11 protein-coding genes are annotated in these 15066 nt (G+C 63.3%); 10 read left to right on the top strand and 1 reads right to left on the bottom strand.

Annotated features, from left to right (window positions below; all coding sequences use genetic code 11):
* Positions 1-22: 22 nt before the first annotated feature.
* From WIT60_RS04390 to WIT60_RS04400, 3 genes are read left to right on the top strand one after another with little or no spacing between them, the layout of a single operon-like run.
* Positions 23-3337, top strand: a complete 3315-nt coding sequence (locus WIT60_RS04390; RefSeq protein WP_339582718.1) for a response regulator — start codon at positions 23-25, stop codon at positions 3335-3337.
* The gene (locus WIT60_RS04395) at positions 3334-5556 is read left to right on the top strand and encodes a putative bifunctional diguanylate cyclase/phosphodiesterase (protein ID WP_339582719.1); all 2223 of its coding nucleotides are present in this window, start codon (positions 3334-3336) and stop codon (positions 5554-5556) included. Before WIT60_RS04390 ends, WIT60_RS04395 begins: the two co-directional genes overlap by 4 nt.
* A 3-nt stretch (positions 5557-5559) precedes the next feature.
* Positions 5560-7302 carry a GGDEF domain-containing protein gene (locus WIT60_RS04400; RefSeq protein ID WP_339582720.1) on the top strand — a complete coding sequence of 581 codons (1743 nt, stop codon included), beginning with the start codon at positions 5560-5562 and terminating at the stop codon, positions 7300-7302.
* Here the strand turns inward: WIT60_RS04400 and WIT60_RS04405 are convergent, their stop codons facing one another.
* Positions 7303-8847 carry an NAD(P)H-hydrate dehydratase gene (locus WIT60_RS04405; protein ID WP_339582721.1) on the bottom strand — a complete coding sequence of 515 codons (1545 nt, stop codon included), beginning with the start codon at positions 8845-8847 and terminating at the stop codon, positions 7303-7305.
* Positions 8848-9086: 239 nt separating this feature from the next.
* On the opposite strand from WIT60_RS04405, the gene WIT60_RS04410 reads away from it, so the two are divergent.
* The 7 genes from WIT60_RS04410 (at position 9087) to istB (ending at position 14983) form a co-directional block, all read left to right on the top strand.
* Positions 9087-10040, top strand: coding sequence for a fasciclin domain-containing protein (locus WIT60_RS04410; RefSeq protein WP_339582722.1), 954 nt, complete (start codon positions 9087-9089; stop codon positions 10038-10040).
* A gap of 91 nt (positions 10041-10131) precedes the next feature.
* A complete protein-coding gene (locus tag WIT60_RS04415; protein ID WP_339582723.1) occupies positions 10132-10329 on the top strand; it encodes a hypothetical protein in 198 nt (65 codons plus the stop codon).
* Between the two features lie 349 nt (positions 10330-10678).
* Positions 10679-11275, top strand: a complete 597-nt coding sequence (locus tag WIT60_RS04420; protein WP_339582724.1) for a hypothetical protein — start codon at positions 10679-10681, stop codon at positions 11273-11275.
* A gap of 380 nt (positions 11276-11655) precedes the next feature.
* The gene (locus WIT60_RS04425) at positions 11656-11997 is read left to right on the top strand and encodes a helix-turn-helix domain-containing protein (protein ID WP_339582725.1); all 342 of its coding nucleotides are present in this window, start codon (positions 11656-11658) and stop codon (positions 11995-11997) included.
* A 10-nt stretch (positions 11998-12007) separates the two neighbouring features.
* Positions 12008-12460: a hypothetical protein gene (locus tag WIT60_RS04430; protein WP_339582726.1), complete on the top strand. Its 453-nt coding sequence runs from the start codon at positions 12008-12010 to the stop codon at positions 12458-12460.
* Positions 12461-12677: 217 nt separating this feature from the next.
* Complete coding sequence (gene istA, locus WIT60_RS04435) at positions 12678-14201, top strand: IS21 family transposase (RefSeq protein WP_339582727.1); 1524 nt, start codon at positions 12678-12680, stop codon at positions 14199-14201.
* Positions 14202-14218: 17 nt separating this feature from the next.
* Complete coding sequence (istB, locus tag WIT60_RS04440; protein WP_339582728.1) at positions 14219-14983, top strand: IS21-like element helper ATPase IstB; 765 nt, start codon at positions 14219-14221, stop codon at positions 14981-14983.
* Positions 14984-15066: the final 83 nt, after the last annotated feature.

Genomic DNA, 15066 nt, shown 5'->3' on the forward strand with positions numbered 1-15066 from the left:
CATTTGTCAGAGTCCCTCTTGGATGGCGGACCTCATCCAGCCTCAATATCCACCCGTGATGCCGTTTTTCTGGATTCTGATCGTTGTGGCACTGACGGTGCCGGGCGCCTTGTGGCTGCGACGGCACCTGCGCCAGAGCGCCCATGAGGCGGCCCTCACCCACGCCCAGCTGGAGGCGGCTCGCCAGCAGATGAATCGTCTCAGCTTGGTGGCATCCCGGATCAACAACGGCGTGGCCATCATCGACAGAGATGGCAAGGTGGAATGGGTGAACCCGGCCCTGCTCGCACTGACCGGCTGGAGCGAGAGTCATGCCATCGGTCGACCCTTGCCAGACCTGCTGTCTCCAGACATCCAGGACCGCGACAGCCTGCCTCAACTGCGCGCGCACCTGCAGGCAGGCAAGTCGTTTCGGCTGCACTATGAAGCCCAGCGTGCTGGCAGCGACACCGCCTACTGGGGTGAAATCGATGCTTTCGAGGTGTTCGACGAAGCCGGCCAGCTCAGCCAATACGTGTGCCTGTTCACCGACGTCACCTGCCGACGTGCGCAAGATGCACAGGCAGAGCAGGAGCGCGCCTTCCAGGAAGCCTTGCTGGCCAACCTGCCGGTGAGCCTGTTCGTGGTGGACCCGGCCAACAGCCAGATCGTGACCATCAACCATCACGCCGAGGTCGAGTTCAAGCTGCAACGCGACAAGGTGGTCGGCCGCTCGATCCAACATGCCATGGGGCGGGAAGTGCTGCAAAGGGTGCAGGCCCACATCCAGGCCGCCACCACCTCCGGGCAACCCGTGGAGCATGACTTCAGCTGGCATGACGGCACGCAGATGCGTGTCATCAATGCGCGGCACTTTGCGCTGCGACACGCCGATGGGCGCCCTCGACTTCTCATCTCACTGGTACGCGACATCACGGTGGCCCAGCGCGCCTTGTCCGATCTGGAAGAATCGGAGCGTCGCTTCCGTGAACTCGTCGAGTCCATGGACGACGGTGTGTATGTGAGCGATGGCGCCCGAATGCAGTGCCTGTATCACAGCCCCCAGACCGGCACGCTGCTCGGACTGACGCAGACAGACCTCGCCGACTTGTCCGACCGCCTGCGCGCGCTGGTGATCCCGGAAGACCGCTCCACCTTGGCCCACCAGGAGGAGCAAGAGCGGCAACAGCAGGCCACCGACACCTTGCTGCGTCTGGACGTCCCCGGGCGCGGCGTGCGATGGATGCGTCACAAGAGTCGCTCGCGCCGCCTGCTCAGTGGGGAGTCTCGCATTTACGGCCTGCTCTCCGACGTGACCGACGAGCGGCAACAGGCGCTGGATCTGCAGCGCGCACGCGATCAGGCCGAGACCGCCAGCCAGGCCAAGAGCGAGTTCATGGCCAACATGAGCCACGAGATTCGCACGCCCATGAACGGCATCCTGGGCATGACCGAACTGTTGCTGGGCACCGATCTCAACGACAAGCAGCGCCGTTTTGCCCAAGCCGTGTACCGCTCTGGCGAGAGCCTGCTGGAGATCGTCAACGACATCCTCGACTTCGCCAAGATCGACGCCGGCCATGTCGAACTGACACAAAGCGACTTTGTGCTGCGCAACCTGGTGGAAGACACCCTGGAGTTGCTGGCGCCTCGCGCGCACGAGCGCGGGCTGGAGTTGAGTTTTCGTGAAGAGCCGGGGCTGCCGCCGGTGCTGCACGGCGATGCGCTGCGCCTACGCCAGATTCTCACCAACCTGGTGGCCAACGCCATCAAGTTCACCGAGCACGGCGAAGTGGTGGTCGACATCCGACGTGCCACCCCTCTCGGCGCCGGCACCCCCGACACCTTGACGCTCTCGTTCCGCGTGCGCGACACGGGCATCGGGATCACGGCCGAGGCCCTGCCCCGCATCTTCCAGGCCTTCGTGCAAGCCCAGGGTGGCACCGCGCGGCGCTATGGTGGCACCGGCCTGGGGTTGCCCATCAGCAAGCAACTGGTCGAGCTCATGGGGGGTGATCTGCAGGTCACCAGCAGCCCTGGCATCGGCTCCGAGTTCAGCTTCGACATCCCGCTGACCATCGGCCAGACCGACCTGTCCCCTGACCCGGCCAGCGAACTGAGCCTGCCGCACTACAAGGTGCTGGTGGTCGATGACAACGACACCAACCGCACGGTGCTGGAGAACATGCTGAACGCCTGGGGCATGAAAGTCACCCTGGCCAACAGCGGCCGACAGGCACTGGATCTCCTGCTCCAGCACCCGGACAACGACCTGGACATCGACCTGGCACTGGTGGACATGCACATGCCGGAGCTGGATGGCCTGAGCATGGTCGAGATCCTGCGCCGCAGCCGACGTTATCCGCAGCTCCAGCTGGTCCTGCTGTCGTCCCTGTCATCCACCGAAGAAGTTCAGCGTGCACAGGACGCGGGCTTCCAGAGCGTGCTGCGCAAGCCACTGCGCAAGGCCGAGCTGCGACAAACCCTGCAGAGCCTGGCGGCCAGCCACGAAGCCCCCTATGCCGACGCCCAACCCGGGCGAGACAAACGGGTGCTGGTGGTGGAGGACAACCCCGTCAACCAGGAGGTTTGCGGCCAGATGCTGCGCCGCTTGGGCTGCGATGTCAAAGTGGCCAGCTCCGCCCTGGAGGGCCTGCGCAGGCTGGGCGAACAGCACTACGACCTCATTCTGATGGACATCCAGATGCCCGGCATGGACGGCATCGAAGCCCTCACCTGGTTCCGCAAGGGCAGTGGCAAGCGCTTCACCTTTGTGACACCACCCGACACCCCGGTCATCGCCGTGACCGCCAACGCTCTGGAAGGTGACGAGCAGCGCTTCCTGGACCTGGGCTTTGACGACTACCTCTCCAAGCCCTTCCGTCAGGGGCAGTTGCAGCAGATTCTGGTGACCCACACCGCTGACTCCCATCATGCGGAAAAATCCCCCCCCGAAATCAGGGGCACGGAGACCAGCGTCACACCCCCCCCCTCGTCGGGCACGCCACTGCTCGATCCGGATGCCCTGCGTCGCCTCAGAGAGCTCGACCCCAAGGGCGAGAACCACTTGTTGGAAAGGGTCGCGCGTGCATTCGAAACGTCGCTGGCGCGCTTACTGCCACAATTGAGCGAGGCGGGACAACAACACGACCTCGCGACGGTGGCCCATGTCGCGCATACACTCAAATCATCGTCGGCCAGCATCGGTGCGCTCAAGCTGTCACAGATGTGCGCCGAGATCGAAAGCATCATCCGGCGCCAGACAGGAGAAGACTTGAGCTCACGCATCCGAGACATTCCCCTCGAAGCCGAACGCGTCCAGGCTGGCTTGCAACACGTGCTGGAGACACAGGCATGACTCGGGGCCACCCGTTGATCGACGACGAAGACCAGGCGCAGCCCAAGGTCTTGCTGGTCGATGACGACGAGGTCACCCTGCTGCTGACGTCGATCGCCTTGCGAGAGCGCGGGTTTGCGGTCACCGAGGTCACATCCGGGGAACGCGCCTTGCGTCTGCTGGGAGACTGGCTGCCGGATGTCGTCGTGCTGGACGCGGTCATGCCGGGTCTGGACGGCTTCGCCACTTGCCAGGAGTTGCGCAACATCCCTGGGCACGAGTCGATTCCGGTGCTGATGCTCACCGGCTTGGACGACGATGCCTCGATCACCCGAGCCTACGAAGCAGGCGCCACAGACTTCTTCGTCAAGAGCACCCAATGGAGCCTGCTCGCCGGCCGCTTGCGCTACCTGCTGCGCTCGGCACGCACCCGCCTTGAACTGGAACGCAGCAAAGCCAAGCTGGCCCGTGCGCAGGACCTGGCCCGCATGGGCAGCTTTGATTGGCGCCGCGGTTCAGGCCATCTCGACATGTCGATTGAAGGTCTGCGGGTGCTCGGCCTTGGGCCCCGTGAACATGTCAGCCTGCGGCAGGTGCTGCGCATGATGCCCACTGACGAACGCCGCAGCTTCCAGTATTTGCTGCACGAGATCTGGCGTCATGGCTCCGTCCTCTGCCTCGACGTCAAAGTCAACATCAGCGACGGCCGCCAGCGGATCCTCCATCTGGAGGCAGAGCCCGAGTTCAACGAGCACGCGACCCTGGTCGGCTACACCGGCATCGTGCAAGACGTGACCGACCGCCGCCTGGCCGAAGACCAGATCAAGCACCTCGCCAACTTTGACACCCTCACCGGTCTGCCCAACCGTCGCCAGTTGTTCCAACGCAGCGAACGCGCGATCGAGCATGCACGCCGCCTGCACCATGGTGTGGCCCTGCTGCAAGTCGGTCTGGACCGCTTCAAGATCATCAACGAGAACCTGGGTCACCATGCAGGCGACGAGTTGCTGATCGAGGCGTCCCACCGCTTGCGCGCCTGCGTGCGCCACTCGGAAGAGATGCTCGACGGCCCACTGGAGTTGCAATCCACCCGCGCGCACCGCAACCTGGAGGCCGTGGGCCGTTTGGGCGCCGACGAGTTCGTGGTGCTGCTGCCCGAAGTGAACCACCCGGATGAGGCCCTGGCCACGGCGCACCGCATGCTGGACGCGCTACGTGCGCCCCTGACCATCGGCGGGCAGGAATGCTTCGTCACGGCCAGCATTGGCGTGGCGGTGTATCCCGCACACGGAATCAACGCCGCCGATCTGTTGCGACACGCCGATGTGGCCATGGACCTTGCCAAGAGCCAGGGTCGCAACATGGCGCAACTTTACGACCCGCACCTTGCCAGCAAAGGTCGCGTGCGCCTGGACCTCGACACCGCCCTTCACAAGGCACTGGAGCGGCAAGAGTTGGTGCTGCACTACCAGCCCAAGATCGACGTGCGCACCCACCGCATGGTGGGCGTGGAAGCCTTGATGCGCTGGCAGCGCGGCAACCAGTTGGTCTCGCCGGCCGAGTTCATCCCGCTGGCCGAATCCACGGGTTTGATCAACGAGATGAGCCTGTGGGCCATCGGCGAAGCCGCCCGTCAGGCCAAGCAGTGGCAAGCCCAATTCGGATTCGACGCCTCGATTGCCGTCAACCTGCCCAGCCGACTGTTCGAGCAGGACGACTTGGTGGCCCAAATTGAACGCATCCTCCAGCGAGAAGCCATTTCCCCGCGTGCGCTGGAGCTTGAAATCACCGAAACCGGGCTGATGAAGGACCTGCAAGGTGTGGTGCCCTCGCTCACCCGCCTGAACCAGATTGGTGTCGAGATTTCCATTGATGACTTCGGCACCGGCTATTCCTCACTGGCCTACCTGACCAGTCTGCCCATCAGCGAGCTCAAGATCGACCGGTCTTTTGTGCGCGACCTGGGTGAGACCCCCCAGAGCTCTGCAGTGGTCTCGGCCATCATCGCGCTGGCCCGCGCACTGGGCCTGCGCGTGATCGCCGAGGGCGTGGAAACCACCGCCCAGATGGAGGTGCTTTACAGCCTGGGTTGCCACATCTGCCAGGGCTTCCTGTTTGCGCGGCCCATGCCCGCAGCCCAGGTTGCCACATGGTTGAACGAGGTGCTCCAGGGTGATGGCCTGCCGCGCGTGTCCGACACTGCCCCTTTGTTTCCCCCACCTGTCAGCACCCTGAGCTGAAACATGTCCACCACCCCTAGCCGGCGTCCATCCGGCGAACTCACTCCTGCACAGATTGCCAAAGCAGCGCTGGTGCGCCTGGCCCAACAGCGACAGGAACCCACCCCCGAAAACTACCGCAAGGCCTACGCCCTGGAGTCGGGCGAGGAAACCGACTTTGGCGGCATCACCCAACCTGCACCACTGGATGGCTTGCCTTCCCCTTCCGAAGAGGGCGCACGCTGGGCAGACCTGATCGCGCGCATCGTGCGCGGCGCCGAGCGCGGAGGGCGGCAGTGGACCACCGCACGCAAGAAGGACAGTCTGCAGCGTGTCATCGAAGGCAGCCGCAGCTCTGCCACGCGCCTGCACCAGCGCCTCAGCCAACTGGTCAGCAGCTGGGACAGCGACACACTGGACAACACCCTGCTGGAAGACGACGGCTCAGCACCGCTGCCACAGGCCCCTGGGAGCGACGACATCAGCACCGCCTCCCAGGGTTCAGCTCCGGTCAGCCCCATCAAGCTCACGCTCGGTGAGAGCGACAGCAGCGAGCAGGTCACCTGGCCGGCCGTGGCGCTGCACACCCTGGCCCAGCTGGAGCAGACCGTGCTGGTGGCGCTGCCCCCAGATCAGCCGCCATCCCGGGAGGCCGCTCAGGCCCTGCGCGACGCGCTGGCACACAGCCGCGCTTCTGACCAGCCCGACGCCACCGCTGTTCAAGCCGAACTCACCCAGGCGTGCGAGCAGGCGCAGCGCATCATTGAGCACCGCCACCACCTGATCACACAGCTCACCGAGTTGTGTCACTCGCTCACCGACAGCCTCGTCGACCTGTCGGAGGATGACAGCTGGGTGCAGGGGCAGTGCCAGGCCATGCGCCACCAACTCGACGAAGGGCTGCACAGCCGCGGCGTGCGCCACATGCAGCAACTGCTCAGCGACACGCGGGCGCGCCAACTCGAGCTCAAGCAGGAGCGGGAAGCCGCCCGCAAAGCTCTCAAGGATCTGATCCACCAAATGCTGCAGCAGATCGCTCTGCTGGGCAGCACCACCGATCGCTTCCAGAGCAAGCTGGGTGTGTACGCCGAAACGATTGGCGCCGCCGACTCCATCCAGAGCCTCGCGGGCATCGTGCGTGAAATGGTGGAAGAAAGCCGCGAGGTTCAGTCCGTCGTCACACAAACGCAAACCCGCTTGCAAAGCGAACACGCGCGGGCCACCGAACTCACCGACCGCGTGCGTGAGTTGGAAGATGAAATCCGCAAGTTGTCTGACGAAGTCTCCACCGACCCGCTCACCCAGATCGCCAACCGCCGGGGGTTGATGCGTGCGTTCGAGGCCGAGCAAGCCCGTGTCGAACGTCAGGGCACCCCGTTGGCGGTGGGATTGCTGGACGTGGACAATTTCAAGAAGCTCAACGACCAACTGGGCCATCAGACCGGTGACGAAGCCCTGAAATTCCTGGCCAGACGGGTCAGTGAGTCCTTGCGACCGGTGGACGTCGTCGCGCGCTATGGCGGGGAGGAGTTCGTGGTCATGTTGCCCGATACCCCGCTGGACGAAGCTCAGAAGGCGCTCACACGGCTGCAACGCAGCCTCAGCGCCGAGTTCTTCACCCACGACACCCACAAGGTCTTCATCACCTTCTCGGCGGGTGTCACGATTTACCGCCCCGGTGAAGCCATTGAAGCGGCCCTCGACCGTGCGGACGTGGCACTCTACGAGGCCAAGCGCACGGGCAAGAACCGGACCTGCACAGGCTGATCAGCCCAGCCCATGGGCCGCCAGGCGGCGCAATGCTGTGGGAATCTGCTCCGGCAAGTCATCGGCCAACAGGCCCGGCCCAAAGGCCTGAGCCGCCTCGCCATGCAACCAGACGGCGGCACAGGCCGCCTGCCAGGCCGGCATGCCCTGCGCCAGCAAGCCCAAGATCAAGCCTGCCAGCACATCGCCGGAGCCAGCCGTGGCCAGCGTGGGTGGCGCAGACGCATTGATCACCGCACGGCCATCGGGGGCCGCCACCACGGTGTCCGGTCCTTTGAGCAACACCACCGCCCCACTCAATTGCGCAGCCTTGCGTGCCCGCGCCAGCTTGCTGTCGCAGTTTGCCATCGTCGAGGGGGCGAAGATGCGCGAGAACTCGCCATCGTGCGGCGTCATGACCACCGGGCGTCCATGGCCGGCAATCGCCGCGAACAACAACTCAGGATCGTCCTGGAAGACCGACAGCGCATCGGCATCGAGCACCACAGGCCGACCACTGGCCAACACTGTCAAGACCAGGCCCTTGAGGCCGCCAGGGTGCGTTCCCCCCAAAGCCCCGGGGCCGATCAGCACGGCGCTCAAGCGAGCATCGTCGAGCAAGGACTGCAGCCCCCCCTGCCACTGGTTGGGTCCGACCCCGGCAAGCGGATGCACCATGATGCTGGTCAGGCTGGCAGCGTACACCGCCCACGCTGACTGGGGCACACACACGGTGGTCAGCCCTGCCCCGACGCGCGCCGCCGCGCGTGCCGCCAGACGGGGGGCGCCGGTCATCTGTGCACCGCCCCAGACCAGGGCATGACCGCGGTGGTATTTGTGCCCTGCGGTATCGGCCCGAGGGTAAACGGTTTGCCACACGGTGGGAACGTTCTCCCAGGTGCGCGGTTGCAGGTGCGGCAACACGGTATCGGGCACCCCGATATCGGCCAGCACCGTCTCGCCACACAGGGCACGCCCCGGCATCAGCAAATGCGCGGGTTTGAGGCGGAAGAACGTGACCGTCAGTTCGCAGTGCACGGCACCTGTGGCGGCCCCACTGTCTCCCCAAACGCCGCTCGGGACGTCCACAGCAACAATGGGCAGCGCCCTGCGCTGCGCCTTGGCGAGCGTTTCGGCGGCGGCCCCCTCCAGCGGGCGGGTCAAGCCGGCGCCAAACAAGGCATCAACCACCAAGGTCCGTCCGTCGAGGCAAGACGCCTCCAAAGGCCGGCTCACTGGCGTACCAGCAGCGAACTCGGCATGCATGGCTTGCCAGTGCCGCCACGCCATGCGGGCATCACCCGACCAAGCATCGGGTTCTGACAGCAACACCACCTCCACAGACCAGCCCTGCTGCAGCAACGACGCCGCGGCCACCAGTCCATCGCCACCGTTGTTGCCAGGGCCGCACAGCACCACTGTGGGCCGTGGCGCCCAGCGCTGCACGATGGCGCGGGCCACCGCCTGCCCCGCAGCCAGCATCAGGGTGAAGCCGGGCGTGCCACGCTCGATGGTGAGGGCGTCCGCCTGAGCCATCTGCCCCACTGTCAGTAATTCACATGCCATGTTGGTTGCAAAGGCGACTCCACGCCCCAAGCCAGATTCGCCTCACAGTGTGCCGCCAACACCCTCACTCAGGGGGACTCTCGCACCGCTTCCCCTCTGAAATCGCCAACAAGACCACACGAATCGCATGGACAACCAACAAGTCTCAATTCTGAACTGATTAGTATTAATTGATACCGGATGGTTTTATCGTGAACCAACCGGTCCTTCAACGGCAATTTCAACGCATTGGAGCCATCATGAACGCACTGAGCAAACGTCAATTCCTGAAGCTGAGCCTGGCCAGCGGCGTCGCACTGACGCTGTCCGCTTGCGGCGGTGGCGACGACGACTTCAGCGACATCGTCGCAGTTCTGAGCGCCAAACCTGAGTACAGCCTGCTCGTGGAGGCGGTGCAAGCAGCCGGTCTGGTTGACACCCTCAAGAGCAGCGGCCCGTTCACGGTCTTCGCGCCAAACAACACGGCCTTCGCCAACCTGTTGGACGAATTGGAAACCAGCAAGGAAGACTTGTTTGCCAACACCGGCCTGCTGACGGCCGTGCTGACTTACCACGTGTTGCCCTCGCGCGTGACCGCGGCCAACATCCCGTTCGGGGAAGCCATCGAGACGGTGCAGGGTGACATTTTCAAGATCGACAACACCCCAGACGGCCCGGTCATCACCGACGGCCGCAACCGCACCTCGAACATCAAGGTCACCAACCTGTATGCGCGCAATGGCGTGATTCATGGCATTGACAAGGTGATCTTGCCTGCCGACCAGGACATCGTGGAAACAGCCCTGGCGCTGGCTCCTGAGTTCAGCATCCTGGTCGAAGCGGTTCAAGCCGCTGGTTTGGTCGCCACCCTGCAAGGCGACGGCCCGTTCACGGTGTTCGCGCCCACCAATGCGGCGTTCGAGGCGGCATTGGACGAGTTGAGCGTGAGCAAGGACGACTTGTTTGCCAACACCGCCCTGCTCACCCAGATCCTCACCTACCACGTGTTGCCTGCACGCGTGTTGAAAGCCGAAGTGCCCATCGACACGGCGATCACCACCGTGGAAGGCACGGCATTGCGCGTCAACAGCAGCCTGCAGATCGTTGACGCCGTCAACCGCACGGCCGGCATCGTGACCACCGATGTACTGACCAGCAATGGCGTGATCCATGTCATCGACAAGGTGATCCTGCCTGCATTGCCCCCGGGCTGACCGCCAGCGGCCTCACTCCGTCATCAAACTGACCGCGACAGCCTTCTAAGATAGACGGCTGCTCTCAGTGATTGTGGAGTGAGGCCCTGACATGATCCCCCTTGAGATCCGCCAAATCGGCAATGCCGCCCTGATGCTACGTGAAGCGATCGCACTGAATCCGGTCGGCCACCGCCCCAGCATCGAACTTGAACGCAAGGCCCTCGCCTTACTGGTCGCATCCTTGGCCGAGCAAGGTTATGCTTTGGACGACTTTGACGGCAGCGACGAAAACGACGAGGGGCTGTGAACCCCAAGTGTCGTACTCAGCTTTGCCTCACCGGCGCAGAAGGCAATACCGAGGGCGGCCAGTCAACGTACGACACCCATGAAACGGTGAAGGCGCCCAACTGCTGGACCTTGCCTGCATGTTGTGCGACCTCGGTCGCAGCCGCCGTCTTGCACACCCCCATTCCCGCCATCACCGAGACCTGCAGCCATGCCCGCAAGGTCCCCCAGTGCTTTGATCCTGCCAGCATCGCATCCCCCCATGATTTCGGACGTTGTATCACTCACTGGATGACAAGCATGTGACGCGATGCGTACCCGAGTAAATCAGATATATCATATAAATGATTTACACCATTCAGGAGTACTGCATGATCGATGCTCAACAACCCAACGCCACCGAACCCCAGACGGCCCCACCCGCTCCGGTGACGGCGTCGCCAGCTGTGCCCCCGATCGAACAGGCCGCCGCACCTGTCACGGCCAAGCCAGTGGCTCGCAAAGTTGCGTCCACGCTGGCGAGCAAGGTCGCAGGCAAGAGCACTTCATCCCGCGCCAAAACTGCCCCCAAAACTGCGACGAACAAGCTTTTGGCGGAGTCTGGCGCTCAGGCCCAAGCGAAGGCTGCGCCCCCAGCCAACCCCAAGCAGGCTGCCAAGCCTTCCGCCAAAGCAATCGCCAAACCTGTGAGCAAGCCCTCCACCCCCCAAGTGGTCAAGCTGTCGGCCAAGGCAGAGAAGGTCAAAGCCAAGCTGATCAGAGACAGCTTCACCATGCCGCGGGAAGACTGGGACCTGATCCAGACTCTCAAAGAGCGCGCACTGGGTTTCAAGCGACCCACGAAGAAAAGCGAACTGCTGCGTGCAGGCTTGCAGGTGTTGGTGGGCCTGAGTGATGCCAAGTTGCAAGCTGCGCTGGAGCGACTCACGCCCTTGAAGGCCGGTCGCCCCAAAGGCTCCGGCAAGTGAGCCTGGGGACTGACTTGGGTCGTTGCAGACATGAAAAAAGCGTGTGCCGTTACCGATAACGTGACCGGCGGTTAAGCCATAAGCTGTCCGCCGGCACTAGGCGTCCCCCAGCCAACAGCGAGTGGCTGCTAAGGCATAACGTGGCCTAACGGCGAAAAATAAGCCATATGGTGGCCAATCGTGAGAAGAGCCAAACGTGAACGCCCGCGCTGCTCGCTATGAAGCGATGGAGAGATACCGGCACACCAGACGCAAGGCTCGTTAAATCGAGCACAAAATAGACTAAGCTCGATTTAACGAGCTCACACTTCAACTGACGAATCTCATATAAGATGTTCGTTAAATCGAGCCTTGATGGCTGAATCAATGATTTAACGAGCATGAAAGTCAGTCAATCCGCCACGCTCTCCGCCAAGCAACTGGATGAGTGCACCCGCATCGGGGCGCTGCTGGCTCGCCTGCGCGTTGCTCGCAAGGTCAAGCAAACCGACGCTGCCTTGCGCGCCGGTCTGTCCCGCAACACAGCCTACCGTCTTGAAAAAGGCGACCCCGGCTTGGCCATCGGCCAGGTCCTCCGTTACTTGGAGGCTATTGCCCCGGGCAGCACACTGCTTGACTTGCTCTTGGAGAAAGACCACGCCTTGCGCGCGCTGGCCGCACGAGAGCAAACCCAGCGTGTACGCGACCTGACAGCAGCAGAGCTCAAAGCTCTGGACTTCTGAGGGGACACGCATGGCAACAGAAACCACGCTGATGGTCTTCGCTCACCTTGGGCAAAACTGGGCGCCTTGCGGCCAACTCCAGATGACCGAAGAAGGCCCCGGCGTGCTCGCGTCCAACTTCGCCTACGGGCTGAACTACGCCCGCCGCCCGGATGCGCTGGAGGTGGACCCAGTGAGTCTGAGCCTGCAGGACCGCGCCCAAGTGTTGGGCAAACGGCTGCTGCCGGCCAATGGCCTGCCTCTTTTCGGTGGCATTCGAGATGCTGCGCCTGACGCATGGGGTCGACGCGTCATCGAGGCCAAGCTCAAAGTTCCGGCCAACTCCCTCCCTGAGTCGCAATACCTGCTCCACGCAGGAAGTGACCGCGTCGGCGCACTCGATATCCGTCCGACCATTCAAGATGGGCCAACGCCCGGCCAAAGTGCGACCCACTCACTGGATGCGTATTCCGGTCCAACGTGACCGTTGATTCCGGCGGATCGTGACCGCCGATTCTGGTTCATCGTGACCGGCCATTCTGGTCGAACGTGACCGATTTTTGCACCTGACCGGAATCTCGGTCACGATGCCGGAATCACCGGTCACGATGCCAGCATGGCGTCGTATGCCACCGTGATGGTGTTGCGCAAGTTGTCTCACCCAATGCAGTTAGCCTGCCCAGTTTTTTGCTGGAGCCGGCATGCCTGCACCAAGGATTCACATGCGCAAGATCAAGGACGTTCTGCGTCTCAAACTCGATGCTCGGCTCTCGCACGAGCGTATCGCCGCCGCCCTGGGCATCTCCAAAGGCGTGGTTACCAAGTACGTCGGTTTGGCCTCGGTCGCAGGTCTGGATTGGCACTCCATCCAGCCCCTGGACGAGACCGCTTTGCAGCATCGCCTGCTGGCACCGCCGCCACGGCCGCAGCACTTCGTGCACCCCGACTACGCCCAGATTCACAAAGAACTGCGCCGCAAGGGCATGACGCTCATGCTGCTGTGGGAGGAGCACACCCAGCAGCACCTGGACGGTCATACGCACTCCTACTCGCAGTTCTGCGAGAACTACCGCCGCTACGCCAAGACACTCAAACGCTCGATGCGCCAGACCCACCGCGCAGGCGAGAAGCTGTTCATCGACTTTGCAGGTCCCACGATCGAGTTGGTGGACGGCAGCCGTGCCCACATCTTCGTGGCCGCTCTGGGCGCTTCGAGCTACACCTTTGCGTGTGCCACACCGCGCGAGACCATGGCCGACTGGCTTGATGGCTGCGCCCGCGCCCTGACATTCATCGGTGGGGTGCCCCAGCTCATCGTGCCGGACAACCCCAAAGCCCTCATTGCCAACCCCAACCGCTATGAGCCTCGCGCCAACGAGACGGTGGAGGACTTCGCTCGCCACTACGGCACCTCGATGCTACCGGCGCGGCCCTATCACCCGCAGGACAAGGCCAAGGTCGAGTCTGCCGTGCAAGTTGTCGAGCGTTGGATCCTGATGCGACTGCGCCACCAACGCTTTGCGAGCGTGGACGATGTCAACGAGGCCATCGCGCCGCTGCTGGAACAACTCAACAACAAGGCATTCCAGAGGTTGCCTGGCAGCCGAGTCAGCACGTTTGCAGAGTTGGATGCGCCAGCACTGCAAGCCTTGCCTCTGCAGCCCTGGGAATTCGCCACCTACAAGACCGTGCGCGTGCACATTGATCACCACGTCGAGATCGAGGGGCATCGCTACAGCGTGCCGCAGTCCTTGGTCGGGCTGGTCCTGGAGGCACGCATCACCACGCGCGGCGTGGAGATCGTCCACCGTGGTCAGCGTGTTGCCGCTCATCTGCGCTGTCTCCACAAGGGGGGCTTCACCACCGTGGCGGAGCACATGTCGGCAGCGCACCGCGCGCATCGGGAGTGGACCCCTGAACGCCTGATTCACTGGGGCGGCACCATTGGTGTGGCCTGTGCCAGCACCGTCCAGCGTCTGCTGGAGGAGCGACGCCATCCCGAGCATGGCTACCGCGCCTGCCTGGGGCTGCTGTCACTGGCCAAGAAGTACGGCAAGCCCCGACTGGAAGCCGCTTGCCTCATCGCCCTGGAGCTCGGCACCGTCAAGTACAGGCACGTCAGCGACATTCTGGCAAACGGCCGGGATCAGGTGCCCGCCACGACCGCCACCGACTGGACCAGCCCGCACCATGCCCACGTTCGTGGCCCCGGTTACTACCAGTGAACAGACAGGATTGCACCATGATGATGAACACGACTTTGAACCAGCTGCGTGAACTCAGGCTGATGGGCATGCTCACAGCCCTTGATGAGCAACTGACGCAGGCCGGCATGAGCGCTGTCAGCTTTGAAGAACGCATGGCTCTGATCGTCGAGCGCGAGCTCCATTGGCGCCACGACAAGCGGCGTGCACGCCTGCTCAAAGAGGCCAAGCTGAAGTACCCCCAAGCCGCCATTGAGGACATCGATACACGAGCTGGACGCGGCCTGGATCGCAAGGCTGTCATGAGCCTGGCCTTGGGTGATTGGATCGACAGCGGCCACAGCGTGCTGATCACCGGCCCCACCGGAGCTGGCAAATCCTGGCTGGCTTGTGCGCTGGCCCAGCACGCCTGTCGCCGCGGTCGCTCTGCCTTCTACCAACGTGTGCCACGTCTGAGCGAAGAGCTGCGCATCCGTCACGGCAATGGCACCTTTGGCAAGTGGCTCATCCAGTTGGCCAAGACCGATGTCCTGTTGCTGGACGACTGGGGCATGGCTGGGCTGGACAACCAGGCCCGCGCTGACTTGCTGGAGATCATCGACGACCGAGCTGCCAGCAAGGCCACCATCATCACCAGTCAGCTGCCCATTGAACACTGGCATGCCTGGGTCGGTGACGCCACGATTGCCGACGCGATCCTTGATCGCCTGATGCAGCGAAACCACCGATTCACTCTGACCGGTGAGTCCCTGCGACAAAAGCCCAAACCCACGAAAAAGGAGCCCGACTCAGACCCATCGTGACCGACACCCCTACAATTTGAACGCGCAACACCTCACACGGTGCAACCGGTCACGATGGGCCGGAATCGTCGGTCACGTTCGCC

The organism is Aquabacterium sp. G14, from assembly GCF_037482285.1.
Classification (GTDB): domain Bacteria; phylum Pseudomonadota; class Gammaproteobacteria; order Burkholderiales; family Burkholderiaceae_C; genus Aquabacterium.

What these genes read in the sequence shown, in the direction of transcription:
- istA (WP_339582727.1), top strand. Translation starts at nt 12,678, where the DNA reads ATGCCTGCACCAAGGATTCACATGCGCAAGATCAAGGACGTTCTGCGT.
- WIT60_RS04405 (WP_339582721.1), bottom strand. Translation starts at nt 8,847, where the DNA reads ATGGCATGTGAATTACTGACAGTGGGGCAGATGGCTCAGGCGGACGCC.
- WIT60_RS04390 (WP_339582718.1), top strand. Translation starts at nt 23, where the DNA reads ATGGCGGACCTCATCCAGCCTCAATATCCACCCGTGATGCCGTTTTTC.
- WIT60_RS04425 (WP_339582725.1), top strand. Translation starts at nt 11,656, where the DNA reads ATGAAAGTCAGTCAATCCGCCACGCTCTCCGCCAAGCAACTGGATGAG.
- WIT60_RS04395 (WP_339582719.1), top strand. Translation starts at nt 3,334, where the DNA reads ATGACTCGGGGCCACCCGTTGATCGACGACGAAGACCAGGCGCAGCCC.
- WIT60_RS04415 (WP_339582723.1), top strand. Translation starts at nt 10,132, where the DNA reads ATGATCCCCCTTGAGATCCGCCAAATCGGCAATGCCGCCCTGATGCTA.
- istB (WP_339582728.1), top strand. Translation starts at nt 14,219, where the DNA reads ATGATGATGAACACGACTTTGAACCAGCTGCGTGAACTCAGGCTGATG.
- WIT60_RS04430 (WP_339582726.1), top strand. Translation starts at nt 12,008, where the DNA reads ATGGCAACAGAAACCACGCTGATGGTCTTCGCTCACCTTGGGCAAAAC.
- WIT60_RS04410 (WP_339582722.1), top strand. Translation starts at nt 9,087, where the DNA reads ATGAACGCACTGAGCAAACGTCAATTCCTGAAGCTGAGCCTGGCCAGC.
- WIT60_RS04400 (WP_339582720.1), top strand. Translation starts at nt 5,560, where the DNA reads ATGTCCACCACCCCTAGCCGGCGTCCATCCGGCGAACTCACTCCTGCA.
- WIT60_RS04420 (WP_339582724.1), top strand. Translation starts at nt 10,679, where the DNA reads ATGATCGATGCTCAACAACCCAACGCCACCGAACCCCAGACGGCCCCA.